Below are 15,747 nucleotides of genomic sequence, written 5' to 3'. Positions count from 1 at the left end.
CTGACCCCATGCCGAACTCAGAAGTGAAACGCTGTAGCGCCGATGGTAGTGTGGCATTCGCCATGCGAGAGTAGGACACTGCCAGGCACCCAATTTTAGATTACGCGGTGAGCGTGGTCTTTACCGGTTAGTGTGCTGATATGGCTCAGTCGGTAGAGCGCATCCTTGGTAAGGATGAGGTCCCCAGTTCGATTCTGGGTATCAGCACCATTAAATATTAAAGCCTCCCAATCGGGAGGCTTTTTTGTTTCTGCTTTTTCAATTCATCGATATCTGTCTGGCATCGAGATAGAAACGGGGCTGTCCCGACGCTTCTATCTGGATGGCAGCCACCAGTCGTTCATCGCGTTTGTATTCCCACTGCTTCTCTATCGAGGTCAACGGTGGCTTGCTGATGCCCAGCGTCTGCAGATACTCGTGAAACAAGCCTGCGCTGCCGATCTCGGTCAATCCTGCTTTCATCCCAATCAACTCCCTTTTATTGTTGCTGTCTATCAATAGTAACAGTCTCATATGTATTCAATATGAACGCTTTTCTATCAAATTGATCCAAGCTAAGTTGTGGCTTGAAAAAGCAATTGGCGGCTGAAAAAAGGAAGAAAAACATGCTGATAAAGAACCTGCGCCTGGCCGGCAGGGAGGGGACCTGGCAGATCCTCTGCCAGAGTGGCCTGATCCGTGCCATCGAGCCCATGAGCACTCATCTGCTCTCCACCCATGAGCTGGATGGGGAGGAGGGGCTCGCCATTGCCCCCTTTATCGAACCGCACATCCATCTCGATACCACCCAGACGGCGGGCGAGCCGAGCTGGAACCTCTCCGGCACCCTGTTCGAGGGGATCGAACGCTGGGCCGAGCGCAAGGCAATGCTGACCCACGAGGATGTGAAACGGCGCGCCATCCAGACGCTGAAGTGGCAGATCGCCAACGGTATCCAGTTTGTCCGTACCCACGTCGATGTTTCCGATCCCAATCTGGTCGCTCTCAAGGCGATGCTGGAGGTGCGGGAAGAGATGAAGGAGTGGGTGGAGCTGCAGATCGTCGCCTTCCCGCAGGAGGGGATCCTCTCCTACCCGAACGGCAAGGCGTTGCTGGAAGAGGCCCTCAAGCTGGGTGCCGACGTGATCGGTGCCATCCCCCATTTCGAGTTCACTCGGGAATATGGGGTCGAAAGCCTGCACTACGTGTTCGATCTTGCCGAGAAGTATCAGGTTCTGGTCGATGTGCACTGTGACGAGATAGATGACGAGCAGTCCCGCTTTATCGAGACGCTGGCGACCCTGGCCTACGAGCGCGGCATGGGCCAGCGGGTGACCGCCAGCCACACCACCGCCATGCACTCCTACAACGGGGCCTATGCGTCGCGCCTGTTCCGGCTGTTGAAGCTGGCGGACCTCAACTTCGTCGCCAATCCGCTGGTGAATATCCACCTGCAGGGGCGGTTCGACAGCTATCCCAAGCGTCGCGGCATCACCCGGGTGAAGGAGATGCTGGCGGCGAACATCAACGTCTGCTTCGGTCACGACGATGTGTTCGACCCCTGGTATCCCATGGGGACGGCCAACATGCTGCAGGTGTTGCACATGGGGCTGCATGTCTGCCAGATCATGGGGTACGAAGAGATCAACGACAGCCTCAAGCTGATCGGCAGTCACAGCGCCCGCACCCTGAATGTGCAGGATCGCTACGGCATCGAGCTGGGCAAGCCGGCCAACCTGCTGATCCTGCCTGCCGAAAACGGCTTCGATGCGGTGCGCCGCCAGGTGCCGGTACGCTACTCCATTCGCCATGGAAAACTGATTGCCGAGACCAGGCCGGCCCAAACTACGCTGCACCTGGCGCAGAGCGAACCGGTCGATTTTCGCCGTTGAGCCGAGGGCGTCGATTAATTGCCCCGCTGTCCCCCCGGGTCGACATTTTGCATAATGTCGGCCTGATACTGTGGAGTCTGCTTCCATGCAAACCTGGTTATTTGTTGCTGCCGGTGGGGCCATCGGTGCCTGCCTGCGTTTTGGCATCGCCGAGCTGATGGCGCTGCTGCTGGGGCGCCACTTCCCCTACGGCACCCTGATGGTCAATCTGATCGGCTCCTTCATCATGGGGGTAGCCTACGCCCTCATCCTGCACGGCCACATAGCCGAACACCCGATGAAGCCGCTGTTGATGGTGGGGATCCTCGGTGCCCTCACCACCTTCTCCTCTTTTGCGCTGGACACGGTAGCGCTGGCCCAGCATGGCGCTTATCTCAAGGCGCTGCTCAACATCGGCCTCAACCTGTTTCTCTGTCTGGCCATGGTGGTGCTGGGGATGCAGTTGGTCGCCAGCCGGGTTTAAGGTGTCCGCACGCCATTGGCTCTGGTAAACTGGCGGCCATTCTTTGCTCTATGGGTGTTTAAGGGATGTCAGAACAGACTACGACAACGCATTTTGGCTTTAAAACCGTGGCCGCGACCGAGAAGGAAACCCTGGTCGCCGGCGTCTTCCATTCGGTGGCAGCCAAGTATGATCTGATGAACGATCTGATGTCGTTCGGCATCCACCGCCTGTGGAAGCGCTTCACCATCGACTGCTCCGGCGTACGCAAAGGTCAGAAGGTGCTGGATCTGGCCGGTGGTACCGGCGATCTGACCGCCAAGTTCTCCCGCATCGTCGGCGAAACCGGTCAGGTGGTACTGGCCGACATCAACGACTCCATGCTCAAGGTGGGTCGCGACAAACTGCGCAACCTGGGGGTGGCCAACAACGTCTCCTACGTCCAGGCCAACGCCGAGGCTCTCCCCTTCCCGGACAACCATTTCGACGTCATCACCATCGGCTTCGGCCTGCGCAACGTTACCGACAAGGACAAGGCGCTCGCCTCCATGTTCCGGGTACTGAAGCCGGGCGGCCGTCTGCTGGTGCTGGAGTTCTCCAAGCCGGTGAGCGAAGTGATCGCCAAGCTCTATGACCTCTACTCCTTCAAACTGCTGCCGAAAATGGGCGAAATCGTCGCGAACGACAGCGAAAGCTACAAATACCTGGCGGAATCCATCCGCATGCACCCGGATCAGCAGACCCTGGCCGGCATGATGGAAAATGTCGGTTTCGAGCAGGTGGAGTTCTACAACCTGACCCAGGGCGTGGTCGCCCTGCACCGCGGTTACAAGTTTTAAGGTCGCCTATGCCGATGGATGCCATGGTCACCGCGGTGATCGAAACCAGCCTCAACCGGCTGCTGGAACTGGACAAGCAGAGCCCCGAGCGGCTGCGCAAGCTGGCGGGCAAGGTACTCAAGCTGGAGCTGCGCGAGCTCAAGCCGCTCTGGTTTGTCTTCTCCGGGCGCCGGCTGGATGTGCTGGCCAAGTTTGAAGGGGAGGCCGATGCGGTGCTGAGCCTCTCCCTGACTGCCCTCGGCCTGCTCAAGGATCCCTCCTCTCTGACGCGTTACATCCGCGAGGAGAAGCTGGATCTGAGCGGCGACCCCCAGCTGGTGCAGGCGTTCAGCGTGCTGCTGGGTGAGCTCGACATTGACTGGGAAGAGGAGCTGTCCCGCTACACCGGCGACGTGTTGGCCCACACCCTGCTGCGTGGTGCTCGTCAGGCGCGTCGCTTGCTGGGCCGTGAACTGTGCCGCAGCCAGCGTCAGCTGGCCGAGTATCTGACCGAAGAGATCCGGCTTGCGCCGGGTCCGCTGGAAGTGGCCAGCTTCAACGACGATGTCGAGCTGCTGGCGCAACAGATGAAAGCGGTCGAGCTGCGGCTGGCCCGCTTCGAACAGCGGGTAGCCTGATGACACCGAAGGAGTTCAAGCGCCTCTATCGCATCATCAGCATCCTGCTGGAGCAGGGCATCGACGAACTGGTGCCCGCCCGTTATCAGCCCTGGCCCGGCCGGCTGGCCCGCCGCAGCCTGTTCTGGCTCAAGAACAAGCGCCAGGAGCTGAGCCGCGGTGCCCGTATCCGGCTCGCCTTCGAGGCGCTCGGCCCCATCTTCATCAAGTTCGGCCAGATGCTCTCGACCCGGCGCGATCTGCTGCCGCCGGATATCGCCGAAGAGCTGGCTTTGCTGCAGGACAGGGTGCCCCCCTTCTGCGGTCAGGCCGCCCGTCGCCAGATCGAGGCGAGCCTGGGCTGCACCATAGAGACCCTGTTCGACGATTTCGACGAGACGCCGCTGGCGTCCGCCTCCATCGCCCAGGTGCATACCGCCAGGCTGAAGGAGAACGGCCGCGAGATCGTCATCAAGGTGATCCGCCCCGATATCGAGCCGGTTATCGAGGCCGACCTGCGGCTGATGCAGGCGCTGGCCCGTCTGGTGGCCCGTTTCGTGCCCCAGAGCGGACGGCTGCGCCCCATCGAGGTGGTGGAGGAGTATCGCAAGACCATCCTCGACGAGCTCAACCTGATGCGGGAGGCGGCCAACGCCATCCAGCTGCGCCGCAACTTCACCGGCTCAGAGGCGCTCTACGTGCCCGAGGTGTTCACCGAGCACTGCCGCGAGCAGGTGCTGGTGATGGAGCGGATCTACGGCATTCCGGTCTCCGACATTGCGGCGCTGGAGGCCAACGGCACCAACATGAAGCTGCTGGCCGAGCGCGGGGTGGAGGTGTTCTTCACCCAGGTGTTCCGCGACAGCTTCTTCCACGCCGACATGCACCCGGGCAACATCTTCGTCTCCTATGAGCACCCCGAGAATCCGCTCTGGATCGGCATCGACTGCGGCATCGTCGGCACCCTCAACCGGGAAGACAAGCGCTACCTGGCGGAGAACTTCCTCGCCTTCTTCAACCGCGACTACCGCCGGGTGGCCGAGCTGCACGTAGAGTCCGGATGGGTGCCGCCCGATACCAAGGTGGATGAGTTCGAGTTCGCCATCCGTACCGTGCTGGAGCCCATCTTCGAGAAGCCGCTGTCCGAGATCTCGTTCGGCCACGTGCTGCTCAACCTGTTCAACACCGCCCGTCGTTTCAACATGCAGGTGCAGCCGCAGCTGGTGCTGCTGCAGAAAACCCTGCTCTATGTGGAAGGGCTGGGTCGTCAGCTCTATCCCCAGCTGGATCTGTGGCAGACCGCCAAACCCTATCTGGAAAACTGGATGTACCAGCAGGTGGGGCCCAAGGCGGTGTGGGCTGCCATCAAGGAGAAGGCGCCATTCTGGGCGGAGAAGCTGCCGGAACTGCCGGAACTGGTCTACGAGACCCTGCGCCAGACTCGCCATCAACAGCACCATTTCGACCAGATGTTCGCCGAGTTCCGCCGCCACAGCCGTCGGCAAGGACAGGCTCGCTACCTCTTAGGGGTTGGAGCCAGCCTGCTATTGGCCGGTGTATTCTTGCTGACCCAAAAACAACACATTGAGTGGGGACAAATCAGCCTCGCCGGCGCCGGGTTATGCTGGCTGCTGGGTTGGTTGCGGACCCGTTCTCATTAAATAAACCGCGCCAGCGGGCGCCTGTCCTGGAGATAAAAATCATGGGTGGTATCAGTATTTGGCAATTGTTGATCATCGCAGTCATCGTCGTGCTGCTGTTTGGTACCAAGAAGCTGCGCGGCATCGGTGGTGATCTGGGCGCCGCGGTCAAGGGTTTCAAGAAGGCACTCTCTGACGAGCCGAGCGATGCCAAGTCCGAGCAGAAGGATGCCGAGTTTCCGCCGAAGCAGCTGAACGAAGCGGCCGGCCAGCCTAGCGATGCCGCCAAGCAGAAAGATAAAGATCAGGCCTAAGCCATGTTCGATATCGGTTTCTGGGAGCTGGTTGTCATTGGTGTCGTCGCCCTGGTGGTGCTCGGCCCCGAGCGGCTGCCCGTGGCGATCCGTACCGCCAGCCACTGGATCAGACTGATCCGCAGCACCGCCAACTCGGTCAAGGCCGAGCTGGAGCAGGAGCTCAAGTTGCAGGATCTGCACAACGACCTGAAGAAGGCCGAACAGCTGCAGATGAACAACCTGAGCCCCGAGCTGCAGGAGTCTATCGAGCAGCTGAAAGCGGCCGCACAATCGGTGACCCGTCCATACGAACAGCAAAACACCATCCATCCTGCACCGGCATCGGCCCAGGTGAAGGAGGAATCTGTGCCGCCAGCCGCCGCGGTGGCCGCGCCGGAACAGACTGCGATCGTGGATGAGCGCCCCGGTGCCCAGCCACGTACCGAACAAGGGGAGGTGAAGCAGCCATGAGTCAGGCCGAACAACCCCTGATCAGCCACCTGGTGGAGCTGAGAACGCGCCTGCTGCGTTCCATCACCGCCATTCTGCTGGTGTTCATCGCGCTGATCTACTTCTCCAACAACATCTACGACTTCGTGGCCCAGCCGCTGCTCAGCCAGCTGCCGGAAGGGACCAGCATGATAGCGACGGACGTGGCGACGCCCTTCCTGACGCCCATCAAGCTGACCCTGGTGGTCTCCTTCTTCGTGGCGATCCCCTATCTGCTCTACCAGGCCTGGGCCTTCATCGCCCCCGGTCTGTACCAGCATGAACGGCGTCTCATCATGCCGCTGGTCGCCTCCAGTGCCGTGTTGTTCTATGCCGGCATGGCGTTTGCCTACTACGTGGTGTTCCCGCTGGTGTTCGGTTTCTTCACCAGCACCGCGCCCGCCGGAGTAACGGTGGCGACCGATATCGCCAGCTATCTGGACTTCGTGCTGACCCTGTTCTTCGCGTTCGGGGTGGCGTTCGAAATTCCGGTGGCCACCATACTGCTGTGCTGGACCGGGGTGACCACCCCCAAGAGCCTGAAGGAGAAGCGTCCCTACGTCGTCGTCGGGGTGTTCGTGGTCGGCATGCTGTTGACGCCGCCCGATGTCTTTTCCCAGACCCTGCTCGCGATCCCCATGTGGGCTTTGTGGGAGATAGGTCTGTTCTTCGCCCGCTTCTACGTGAAGAAAGAGGACGAGGAGCAACAGGAATCAACGGAAGAGGGGAGCTGAGGCTCCCTTCCTCTTTTCATGCTCCCGTTCGAGGCGTATGGTAAGGCCCCATCGAGTAGATGGTTTTCAAATACCTGATATGTCTTCCTTTTGTTCGGACCCGCTGACCCCATGATCGACATAGGTGTAAACCTGACCAGCAGCCAGTTCGCCGATGAACAGGCCGATCTGGTGGCCCGCGCCCGCGCCGCAGGGGTAGAGGCGCTGATCCTGACCGGCACCGATCTGGTCGGCAGTCGCGAGAGCGCCACCCTGGCCGCCCGCTGGCCTGGCTACTGTTTCTCCACCGCCGGGGTGCATCCCCACGATGCCAAGAGTGTCGATGAGGCGACCCTGCCCACCCTGCGCGAGCTGGCGGCGCTGCCGCAGGTGGTGGCTATCGGCGAGTGCGGTCTCGACTACAACCGCGACTTCTCGCCCCGTCCGGTGCAGGACGCGGTGTTCGACGCCCAGCTGGCGCTGGCCGCCGAGCTCGGGATGCCGGTGTTTCTCCATTGCCGCGATGCCCACGCCCGTTTCATCGAGATCCTGCGCCCCTGGCTGCCCAAACTGCCAGGGGCCGTGCTGCACTGCTTCACCGGCTCCGATGAGGAGCTGGACCAGTGTCTGGCGCTGGGGCTGCATATCGGGGTGACCGGCTGGCTCTGCGACGAACGCCGTGGTCAGCAGCTGCGCGAGCAGGTGGCCCGCATTCCGGCCGGCCGGCTGATGATAGAGACGGACGCCCCCTACCTGGTGCCGCGGGATCTGAAACCCAGACCCAAACGCAACGAACCCGCTTTTTTGCCGCACATCGCCCAGGTGGTGGCGGCCTGCCGTGGTGAAGCGCCCGAGGCCTTGCTGGCCCATACCCGGGCCACCTCCGCCGCGTTTTTCCAACTTCCTCTTTTGGAGTGACTCATGGCTACAACTCTTCCAGGCGCCTTTCCGGGCCGCCGCCTGCGCCGGGTGCGCAAACATGATTTCAGCCGTCGTCTGGTGCGCGAGAACGTACTGACCGCCAATGATCTCATCTACCCCGTGTTCGTGCTGGAGGGGGAAAACCGCCGTGAAGCCGTTCCCTCCATGCCGGGGGTGGAGCGTCTCTCCATCGATCTGTTGCTGGAGGAGGCAGCCGAACTGGTGGCACTCGGCGTGCCGGCCATCGCCCTGTTCCCGGTCACCCCGCTGGAGCAGAAGAGCCTGCTGGCGGAAGAGGCCTACAACCCGGACGGGCTGGCCCAGCGCACCGTGCGTGCCTTGAAGGCCCGCTTCCCGGAGCTGGGGGTCATCACCGACGTGGCGCTCGACCCGTTTACCACCCACGGTCAGGACGGCATCATCGATGATGAAGGCTATGTGCTGAACGACATCACCACCGAAATCCTGGTGAAACAGGCGCTCTCCCACGCCGCCGCCGGGGTCGATATCGTGGCGCCGTCAGACATGATGGATGGCCGTATCGGGGCCATTCGCGCGGCGCTGGAAGAGAACGGCTTCATCAACACCCAGATCATGGCCTACTCCGCCAAGTACGCTTCCTGCTACTACGGCCCGTTCCGCGACGCGGTCGGCTCGGCCGGCAACCTCGGCAAGAGCAACAAGGCCACCTATCAGATGGATCCGGCCAACAGCAACGAAGCCCTGCACGAGGTGGCGCTGGATATCCAGGAAGGGGCCGACAGCGTGATGGTCAAGCCGGGCATGCCCTATCTGGACGTGATCCGTCAGGTGAAGGATCAGTTCGGCGTGCCGACCTTTGCCTACCAGGTGAGCGGCGAGTACGCCATGCACATGGCGGCGATCCAGAACGGCTGGCTGAAGGAGAAAGAGAGCATCATGGAGTCCCTGCTCTGCTTCAAGCGGGCCGGGGCCGACGGCATCCTCACCTACTTCGCCAAGCGCGTGGCGCAGTGGCTGAAGGAAGATGCCCGGACCTGATGGCAGGACGCCTTCAGTGCAATGCAGACAATGCCGGCCCCGGGGCCGGCATTGTCGTTTCTGGGAGGCTATCTGGTCGTTTTGCGCGCAGCTTTTGACCAAATGTGGGCCGCGGCCCTCGCTCTCGATGGCAAAGGCTTGATTAATGGGGTTTCTGCCTACATCTTAGGTAGTCCAAGCAAGCTTCTGGACGGCAGGGGCTGTAGAGAATTTAGAGGTATTGCCGGATGACTAACCCTTTGCTGACAATGGACTCGCTGCCCCCGTTCAGCCAGATCCAGCCCGACCAGGTACAGCCTGCCGTGACGCAGGCCATTGCCGATTGCAAACAGAAGATCAGCGATGTGCTGGCCCAGCGCGAGCCCCATACCTGGGACAGCCTGATTGCCCCGCTGGAAGAGGTAAATGACCGTCTGTCCCGGATCTGGTCGCCGGTCAGCCACCTCAACTCCGTGCTCAACAGCGAGGCGCTGCGCGAGGCCCACGACGCCTGCCTGCCGCTGCTGTCCGAATTCCAGACCTATGTCGGTCAGCACGAAGGGCTCTATCAAGCCTACCTGGCCCTCTCCGAGAGCGACGATTTCCCCCTGCTGAGCGCCGCCCAGCGCAAGGAGATCCAGAATACCCTGCGCGATTTTCGCCTGTCTGGCATCGGCCTGCCTGCCGAGGCACAGCAGCGCTACGGCGAGATCCAGGCCCGTCTCTCCGAGCTGGCATCCCGTTTCAGCAACAACGTGCTGGACGCGACCCAGGGTTGGAGCAAGCTGGTTACCGACGAGGCTGAGCTGGCCGGGCTGCCTGCGAGTGCACAGGCCGCCGCTCGCCAGCTGGCCGAGCTGAAGGGCAAGGAAGGCTGGCTGTTCACTCTGGACATCCCCTCCTACCTGCCGGTGATGATGTATGCCGACAACCGCGCCCTGCGCGCCGAGCTGTACGAGGCCTTCACCACCCGCGCCTCCGACCAGGGCCCCAATGCCGGCAAGTGGGACAACTCCGCCATCATGACCGAGCTGCTCACCCTGCGCCGCGAGCTGGCCCAGCTGCTCGGCTTTGCCAACTACGCCGAGCTCTCCCTTGCCACCAAGATGGCGGACAAGCCGGAGCAGGTGGTTAACTTCCTCACCGATCTGGCGCGCCGCTCCCTGTCGCAGGGCAAGGCCGAGCTGGAAGAGATCCGCGCCTTCGCCAGCGAACAGCACGGCCAGAGCGAGCTGGCGGCCTGGGATATCCCCTATTACGCCGAGAAGCTCAAGCAGCACAAGTTCTCCATCTCCGACGAGCAGCTGCGCCCCTACTTCCCCGCCAGCAAGGTGGTGAAAGGGCTGTTCGAGGTGGTCAAGCGGGTGTTCGGCATGAAGGTGCGCGAGCGCCTCGGCATCGATACCTGGCACCCGGACGTGCGCTTCTACGACATCTTCGATGCCGAGGATGAGCTGCGCGGCAGCTTCTACCTCGACCTCTATGCCCGTGAGCACAAGCAGGGCGGTGCCTGGATGGATGTCTGCCTGGGTCGTCGCTACCGTCAGGACGGTTCGCTGCAAAAGCCGGTGGCCTACCTGACCTGCAACTTCAACGGCCCGGTGGACGGCAAACCGGCCCTGTTCACCCACAACGAAGTGGTCACCCTGTTCCACGAGTTCGGCCACGGCATTCACCACATGCTGACCCGGATCGACGTGGCCGGCGTGGCCGGCATCAACGGCGTGGCCTGGGATGCGGTGGAGCTGCCGAGCCAGTTCCTCGAGAACTGGTGCTGGGAGTCCGAGGCACTGGCCTTCATCTCCGGCCATCACGAGACCGGCGAGCCGCTGCCTGCCGATCTGCTGGAGAAGATGCTGACCGCCCGCAACTTCCAGGCGGCCATGCAGATGCTGCGCCAGCTGGAGTTCGCCCTGTTCGACTTCCGTCTGCACCAGGAGTTTGATCCGACCAATGCGGATCAGATCCCGGCGCTGCTGGACGAGGTGCGTCGCGAGGTGGCGGTGATGACGCCACCGGCCTTCAACCGCTTCCAGCACAGCTTCTCCCATATCTTCGCCGGCGGTTATGCGGCGGGCTACTACAGCTACAAGTGGGCGGAAGTGCTCTCCGCCGACGCCTTCTCCCGCTTCGAGGAGGAGGGGATCTTCAACCCGGTGACCGGCCACTCCTTCCTGAAGAACATCCTGGAGAAGGGTGGTTCCAAGGAGCCGATGGAGCTGTTCCGCGCCTTTCGTGGTCGTGAGCCTCAGGTGGATGCCTTGCTGCGCCACAGCGGGATTGCCGCATGAGGCTGCAGGCCCCGCCAGGCGTGAGCTTCAAGCAGGTACACCTCTGCCACAGAGTGCGATCACCGCGTGATTTTTGAGATAAAAAGGGACCTTTTGGTCCCTTTTCTCAAGGCATTTTAATATCTTGCGGATAGCATGTTTGCACTGTTCCCGCCTCTTCAGTAGAGTCGGGGTCTACCTTCCAAGGAGAGAAAGAACCTTGCCATGAGGCGAGCACTCGAGTCTGTCTATCAAATCATCTCAAGTCTGTCTCATTCGAGTGGTCAGGGATATTTCGATACCTTTGTGAGTGAAATCGCAGCAGCGGTCGGGGCCGACTTCGTCCTGATTTCGGGTAGGGATCAAGCGGGGCTCTCCTGCAAGGTGCATGCAACCTATCCTGTCTCTCTCGATACGACCCGCTTCAGTTTTCCGGTCAGCGCCACCCTGGGGGAGATCACCCTGCAGGAGGGCGAGGCCTGGTTCAGCGATCGGGTACAGCAGCTGTTCCCCCACGCCGCCGTGTTGCAGGCCTGGCAGATCCAGGCCTATGCCGGCATCGCCCTCAAGAGTGCACAAGGGGAGACAGTGGGCATCTGCAGCCTGCTGTTCAAGCGGCCGCTCACCAACATGGACAAGGTGATGGGCCTGCTGCGCCTGCTGGCTCCGCTGGCCGGACGCGAACTGGCGCTGATGCTGCAGCAGCCGGCGCCGCCCCAGCCCGAGTACCACGATTTTCTGCACACCATGATGTCCCACGCCCCGGTGGGGATCGGCAAGCTCGATCTGGACGGCAAGATCCTCTGGACCAATCCGGCCATCGAAAAGATGCTGGGCTACAGCCAGGAGGAGCTGGTTCATCGCAACGCCGCCGAGCTCAATCATCCGGAAGACTGGCTGCGCAGCGTCGCCTGCTATGAAGAGCTCAGGCGCGGCGAGCGTACCGCCTTCACCCAGGAGAAGCGTTACCTGCACCGTGACGGCCAGCTGCTGTGGGGGCGGGTCACCGTCACTCTGGTGCGGGACGACCAATTGCAGCCCGACTACCTGATGGTGGTGCTGGAGAACATAGACCCCCTCAAACGTCACGCCGAGCAGCTCAAGCTCTCCCACCGGGTCTACGACAACCTGTCAGAGGCGATCCTGGTGTGCGACGCCGACAGTCGCATCATCTCGGTCAACCCGGCGTTCGAACAGATCACCGGCTACAGCGAGGAGGAGGTGTGCGGCCAGCGCCCCAGCCTGCTCAAGTCCGGCCTGCACGATCAGGCCTTCTACGCCGACATGTACCACGCGCTGGAGCGGGTGGGGGTGTGGCGCGGCGAGGTGTGGAACAAGCGCAAGAACGGCAAGCTCTACCCCCAGCAGCTGATGATCAGCACCCTGCGGGAAGGGGGGCGCATCAGCCAGTACATCGCCATCTTCAGCGATCTCTCCCAGACCAAGCTGGCGGAGCAGAAGATCGCCGCCCAGGCCAACTACGACAATCTCACCGGGCTGCCCAACCGCTGGCTGTTCGGTCGCTGCCTCAGCCGCTTCTGCGAGCGGGGCGAGCGCTTCGCGCTGATGGTGCTCGACCTCAACAACTTCAAGGCGGTCAACAACAGCATGGATCACCATGCCGGTGACGCCCTGCTGCGGGAGGTGTCGGATCGGCTGGTGAGCCGGGTGCGCACCGAAGATCTGGTGGCCCGCATCGGTGGCGACGAGTTCGCCTTCCTGGTGCCCGGCATCGTCAACCGCCGCCAGGCCGAGGTGTTTGCCAAGCAGGTGGTCGGCGGCTTCGCCCGCCCCTTCATGTTGGCCAACCAGCACCTCTACGTGACGGCCACCATCGGCATAACCCTCTGCCCGGGCGACGGGCTGGAGAGCGACGAGCTGCTGCGCAACGCCGAGCAGGCGCTGTTTGCCGCCAAGCGGCAGGGACGGCTGCTCGGCAGCTACTGCGCCTCCATGCGCGAAGAGGTGCGCCAGCGTCACCAGATGCAGCAGGATCTGGCGGAGGCGATCAAGCTCGAGCAGCTGACCATGGCCTACCAGCCGATCTGGGACAACCGCAGCGGCCGGGTCGCCAAGCTGGAGGCGCTGGTGCGCTGGTATCACCCGCACTGGGGTCAGGTGTCGCCGGCGGACTTCATTCCGCTGGCGGAGGAGGCCGGGCTCATCCAGGGGCTGGGGGCGCTGGTGCTGTGGCAGTCGTGCCGGGATCTGGCGCGGCTGCAGCAATCCGGCTTCCCGGATCTGCAGATGTCGATCAACCGTTCCACCCTGGAGTTCCAGACCATAGATCCGGAGGCGAGCGAGTGGCTCAAGGTGATCCACCACTTCGGACTGGACCCGGCGGACATCGTCATCGAGATCACCGAATCCCTGCTGATGGAGACCAGCGATCAGCACAGGGTGCGGATCGATGCCCTGCGTGAGGCGGGCTGCAAGCTGGCCATCGACGACTTCGGCACCGGCTACTCGGCGCTCAACTATCTGCGCAACTTCCCGGTGGACCTGGTGAAGATCGACCGGGCCTTCGTGCGCCACATCCCGTTCAACGAGCAGGACCGGCTGCTGCTGGACGGCATCATCAACATAGTGCACAACCTCGGCATGCAGGTGGTGATCGAGGGGGTGGAGACCCGCGAGCAGCTCAACTTCCTCTGCCAGAAGGGGTGTGCCTTCACCCAGGGTTATCTGCTGAGCCGGCCGCTCGCCTACGACGACCTCACCGAGTATTTGCAGCTCAACGACAAGAGCATGTTCCTGCAGACCAGCTGACCCTTACTGCGCCGCTTTCATCCTCTCCTGTTTCTCCTTCAGTGTCCGGTAATCCTCCCCGAGATAGCGCAGATAGATGCGATCCAGCACCCCTTCGTCCAGCATCTGCTGCAGCGCCTTGTTGTAGGCGGGTAGCAGGTCTGCCTTCTGCTTGCCGAAGCAGAGGTAGAGCGGGGTCGAGTCGAGGAAGGGGGTAAGTGCGCGGATCTTGACGTCCTGCTCTCTGGAGATAATGGGGGCCGAGAAGTAATCCAGCACTATCAGGTCGACCCGGCTCTTCTCCAACATCAGCAGCAGCTGCTTGTCGGAGTGGGCCTTGATGGGCACCCAGCCGGTGAAGTGCTTGATCCTGTCGGTGTAGTCATAGCCCCTGACCATCCCCACTTTCAGCCCCTTGGCCATCTCCCACGAGAAGGTTTGCAGCGGGCTGTCGCTGCGCACATAGGCGGCCAGTGGGTAGAAGGCGGTGGCAAGATCGGAGTGGTAGCAGCCGGGGAGGGGGGCGTTGTCGAGAATGCCGTCCGCCAGCTCGGTGTTGACGTACTGTTCGCAGCGTCCCCACGGCAGTTCGAGCAGGGTGAGCTGCATGCCGAGGCGGTGTGCCACCTCTTGATGGATCTCGACCGATATGCCCTCCATCAGCTTGCCCTGTTCGGCGTAGGAGAAGGGGGGCCAGTCAACGCCGCAGACCTTGAGATGGCCACCGCTCTGGGCGGCAAGCAGCAGGGCGATAAGCAGGTGCATGGGGTTTCCTCCCTACAGCCACGTAAAGGGGCTGTGATACACTCGGTTCACTGAACTTAGAATGCATCCAGAGCCCATGCAAATCCTCCTCGAAGACCCCGCCAAGGCGGCCCAGGCAGAAGCCCTGAGCAGCCAGCTTGACCAGATCGACCTGCCCCAGTTTGCCCTGGTGTTCACCCCGGAGCGGCTGGAGCTGCGCAAGCTGGACGAACCCAAGCTGGGCGCCGTCTACGTGGATTTCGTCGAAGGGGCGGTTGCTCATCGTCGCAAGTTCGGCGGTGGCCGTGGCCAGTCCATCGCCAAGGCGGTGGGGCTCAAGGCGGGCGCCATGCCGACCGTGGTGGATGCCACCGCCGGGCTGGGACGCGATGCCTTCGTGCTCGCCTCCCTCGGCTGCAAGGTGACCATGATTGAGCGCAGCCCCGTGGTGGCCGCTCTGCTGCAGGACGGGTTGGCACGCGCCGCGCAGGATCCCGAGATCGGCCCCTGGGTGCGCGAGCGGATGCAACTGCTGCACGGCCCTGCGGTGGAGACCCTGCTGGGGTTGGCCGAGCGGCCGGATGTCATCTACCTCGACCCCATGTTCCCCCACAAGCAGAAGTCGGCGCTGGTGAAAAAAGAGATGCGGGTGTTCCAGTCGCTGGTGGGGGCAGATCTCGACGCCGATGCCCTGCTGCCGGCTGCGCTCACCATGGCGGACCGGCGGGTAGTGGTGAAGCGGCCGGACTACGCAGGCTGGCTCAACGAGCAGAAGCCGAGCATGGCCATCGAGACCAAGAGCAACCGCTTCGATGTCTACGTGATGGCGGCGCTGGCGGGGTAACGCTGCACGCGAGGGATATAAAGAAGAGGGCCAACCCGATGGGGTTGGCCCTCTTGCCATCTATTGGCTGTTGGCTGGGGCTGGTGGGGCGAAGCGGATCAGCTTCTCCTCCCCCTGCCAGTTGAGCGCCATGGTCGCCAGTTCCGCCAGGCTGAGGCGTTCGCCGCCGTGCAGCAGCAGGTACTCGACCCCTTCTCTGGCCTCTATGGTGCGGATCTTGTCCACCCACTGGCGGCCATCCTTACAGGTGAGGGCGACCGGCAGCTGCCAGCTGGCGGCGATCTCCAGCCAGTCGTAGAGATCGCAACTGATGGGTTGGTATCTGCTCATGCGGT

General features: G+C 62.3%; 16 protein-coding genes and 1 tRNA gene. 14 read left to right on the top strand and 3 right to left on the bottom strand.

Annotated features, from left to right (window positions below):
• Positions 1-134 precede the first annotated feature (134 nt).
• A tRNA-Thr gene (locus tag AB5Y94_RS08865) sits at positions 135-210 on the top strand.
• 48 nt (positions 211-258) lie between these two features.
• Here the strand turns inward: AB5Y94_RS08865 and AB5Y94_RS08860 are convergent.
• Positions 259-513, bottom strand: coding sequence for a hypothetical protein (locus AB5Y94_RS08860; RefSeq protein ID WP_010635577.1), 255 nt, complete (start codon positions 511-513; stop codon positions 259-261).
• A gap of 92 nt (positions 514-605) precedes the next feature.
• Here AB5Y94_RS08860 and AB5Y94_RS08855 point away from each other — a divergent pair, with 92 nt between their 5' ends.
• The 12 genes from AB5Y94_RS08855 (at position 606) to AB5Y94_RS08800 (ending at position 13,845) form a co-directional block, all read left to right on the top strand.
• A complete protein-coding gene (locus AB5Y94_RS08855) occupies positions 606-1,871 on the top strand; it encodes a cytosine deaminase (protein ID WP_368205359.1) in 1,266 nt (421 codons plus the stop codon).
• 85 nt (positions 1,872-1,956) lie between these two features.
• Positions 1,957-2,334: a fluoride efflux transporter CrcB gene (gene crcB, locus AB5Y94_RS08850; RefSeq protein ID WP_005307266.1), complete on the top strand. Its 378-nt coding sequence runs from the start codon at positions 1,957-1,959 to the stop codon at positions 2,332-2,334.
• Between the two features lie 65 nt (positions 2,335-2,399).
• Complete coding sequence (gene ubiE / locus AB5Y94_RS08845) at positions 2,400-3,152, top strand: bifunctional demethylmenaquinone methyltransferase/2-methoxy-6-polyprenyl-1,4-benzoquinol methylase UbiE (protein WP_010635575.1); 753 nt, start codon at positions 2,400-2,402, stop codon at positions 3,150-3,152.
• An 8-nt stretch (positions 3,153-3,160) separates the two neighbouring features.
• A complete protein-coding gene (locus tag AB5Y94_RS08840; RefSeq protein WP_005307271.1) occupies positions 3,161-3,769 on the top strand; it encodes an SCP2 domain-containing protein in 609 nt (202 codons plus the stop codon).
• Positions 3,769-5,409, top strand: coding sequence for a ubiquinone biosynthesis regulatory protein kinase UbiB (ubiB, locus tag AB5Y94_RS08835; protein ID WP_368205358.1), 1,641 nt, complete (start codon positions 3,769-3,771; stop codon positions 5,407-5,409). The genes AB5Y94_RS08840 and ubiB overlap by 1 nt, the downstream gene beginning before the upstream one ends.
• A 41-nt stretch (positions 5,410-5,450) precedes the next feature.
• Entirely contained in the window at positions 5,451-5,702 is a 252-nt protein-coding gene (gene tatA, locus AB5Y94_RS08830) for a Sec-independent protein translocase subunit TatA (protein ID WP_005307275.1), read from the top strand.
• A 3-nt stretch (positions 5,703-5,705) separates the two neighbouring features.
• On the top strand, positions 5,706-6,155 hold the full coding sequence (gene tatB, locus AB5Y94_RS08825) for a Sec-independent protein translocase protein TatB (RefSeq protein ID WP_005307278.1): 450 nt from the start codon (positions 5,706-5,708) through the stop codon (positions 6,153-6,155).
• A complete protein-coding gene (tatC, locus tag AB5Y94_RS08820) occupies positions 6,152-6,907 on the top strand; it encodes a twin-arginine translocase subunit TatC (RefSeq protein ID WP_005307280.1) in 756 nt (251 codons plus the stop codon). Before tatB ends, tatC begins: the two co-directional genes overlap by 4 nt.
• A 111-nt stretch (positions 6,908-7,018) precedes the next feature.
• A complete protein-coding gene (locus AB5Y94_RS08815) occupies positions 7,019-7,804 on the top strand; it encodes a TatD family hydrolase (RefSeq protein WP_368205357.1) in 786 nt (261 codons plus the stop codon).
• 3 nt (positions 7,805-7,807) lie between these two features.
• Positions 7,808-8,827 (top strand): porphobilinogen synthase, encoded by a 1,020-nt coding sequence (gene hemB / locus AB5Y94_RS08810; protein WP_042052090.1) that lies wholly within the window; start codon positions 7,808-7,810, stop codon positions 8,825-8,827.
• A 227-nt stretch (positions 8,828-9,054) separates the two neighbouring features.
• Entirely contained in the window at positions 9,055-11,097 is a 2,043-nt protein-coding gene (prlC, locus tag AB5Y94_RS08805) for an oligopeptidase A (protein ID WP_065017809.1), read from the top strand.
• A gap of 204 nt (positions 11,098-11,301) precedes the next feature.
• On the top strand, positions 11,302-13,845 hold the full coding sequence (locus AB5Y94_RS08800) for a bifunctional diguanylate cyclase/phosphodiesterase (protein WP_017780570.1): 2,544 nt from the start codon (positions 11,302-11,304) through the stop codon (positions 13,843-13,845).
• Between the two features lie 3 nt (positions 13,846-13,848).
• Here AB5Y94_RS08800 and AB5Y94_RS08795 read toward each other — a convergent pair whose 3' ends face one another.
• Positions 13,849-14,589 (bottom strand): transporter substrate-binding domain-containing protein, encoded by a 741-nt coding sequence (locus AB5Y94_RS08795; RefSeq protein WP_324040244.1) that lies wholly within the window; start codon positions 14,587-14,589, stop codon positions 13,849-13,851.
• A 76-nt stretch (positions 14,590-14,665) separates the two neighbouring features.
• On the opposite strand from AB5Y94_RS08795, the gene AB5Y94_RS08790 reads away from it, so the two are divergent.
• Positions 14,666-15,412 carry a class I SAM-dependent methyltransferase gene (locus AB5Y94_RS08790; protein WP_017766326.1) on the top strand — a complete coding sequence of 249 codons (747 nt, stop codon included), beginning with the start codon at positions 14,666-14,668 and terminating at the stop codon, positions 15,410-15,412.
• A gap of 60 nt (positions 15,413-15,472) precedes the next feature.
• Here AB5Y94_RS08790 and AB5Y94_RS08785 read toward each other — a convergent pair whose 3' ends face one another.
• Positions 15,473-15,742 (bottom strand): Rho-binding antiterminator, encoded by a 270-nt coding sequence (locus AB5Y94_RS08785; RefSeq protein ID WP_099359064.1) that lies wholly within the window; start codon positions 15,740-15,742, stop codon positions 15,473-15,475.
• Positions 15,743-15,747: the final 5 nt, after the last annotated feature.

The organism is Aeromonas sp. s5 (assembly GCF_040907865.1).
Taxonomy (GTDB): Bacteria; Pseudomonadota; Gammaproteobacteria; order Enterobacterales; family Aeromonadaceae; genus Aeromonas; species Aeromonas dhakensis.
Note: the sequence above shows the minus strand (reverse complement) of the source record. Positions and strands in the feature narration are given on the sequence as shown.

What these genes read in the sequence shown, in the direction of transcription:
- AB5Y94_RS08795 (WP_324040244.1), bottom strand. Translation starts at nt 14,589, where the DNA reads ATGCACCTGCTTATCGCCCTGCTGCTTGCCGCCCAGAGCGGTGGCCAT.
- AB5Y94_RS08815 (WP_368205357.1), top strand. Translation starts at nt 7,019, where the DNA reads ATGATCGACATAGGTGTAAACCTGACCAGCAGCCAGTTCGCCGATGAA.
- AB5Y94_RS08790 (WP_017766326.1), top strand. Translation starts at nt 14,666, where the DNA reads ATGCAAATCCTCCTCGAAGACCCCGCCAAGGCGGCCCAGGCAGAAGCC.
- tatA (WP_005307275.1), top strand. Translation starts at nt 5,451, where the DNA reads ATGGGTGGTATCAGTATTTGGCAATTGTTGATCATCGCAGTCATCGTC.
- tatC (WP_005307280.1), top strand. Translation starts at nt 6,152, where the DNA reads ATGAGTCAGGCCGAACAACCCCTGATCAGCCACCTGGTGGAGCTGAGA.
- AB5Y94_RS08860 (WP_010635577.1), bottom strand. Translation starts at nt 513, where the DNA reads ATGAGACTGTTACTATTGATAGACAGCAACAATAAAAGGGAGTTGATT.
- prlC (WP_065017809.1), top strand. Translation starts at nt 9,055, where the DNA reads ATGACTAACCCTTTGCTGACAATGGACTCGCTGCCCCCGTTCAGCCAG.
- tatB (WP_005307278.1), top strand. Translation starts at nt 5,706, where the DNA reads ATGTTCGATATCGGTTTCTGGGAGCTGGTTGTCATTGGTGTCGTCGCC.
- AB5Y94_RS08800 (WP_017780570.1), top strand. Translation starts at nt 11,302, where the DNA reads ATGAGGCGAGCACTCGAGTCTGTCTATCAAATCATCTCAAGTCTGTCT.
- AB5Y94_RS08855 (WP_368205359.1), top strand. Translation starts at nt 606, where the DNA reads ATGCTGATAAAGAACCTGCGCCTGGCCGGCAGGGAGGGGACCTGGCAG.
- ubiB (WP_368205358.1), top strand. Translation starts at nt 3,769, where the DNA reads ATGACACCGAAGGAGTTCAAGCGCCTCTATCGCATCATCAGCATCCTG.
- AB5Y94_RS08785 (WP_099359064.1), bottom strand. Translation starts at nt 15,742, where the DNA reads ATGAGCAGATACCAACCCATCAGTTGCGATCTCTACGACTGGCTGGAG.
- hemB (WP_042052090.1), top strand. Translation starts at nt 7,808, where the DNA reads ATGGCTACAACTCTTCCAGGCGCCTTTCCGGGCCGCCGCCTGCGCCGG.
- ubiE (WP_010635575.1), top strand. Translation starts at nt 2,400, where the DNA reads ATGTCAGAACAGACTACGACAACGCATTTTGGCTTTAAAACCGTGGCC.
- crcB (WP_005307266.1), top strand. Translation starts at nt 1,957, where the DNA reads ATGCAAACCTGGTTATTTGTTGCTGCCGGTGGGGCCATCGGTGCCTGC.
- AB5Y94_RS08840 (WP_005307271.1), top strand. Translation starts at nt 3,161, where the DNA reads ATGCCGATGGATGCCATGGTCACCGCGGTGATCGAAACCAGCCTCAAC.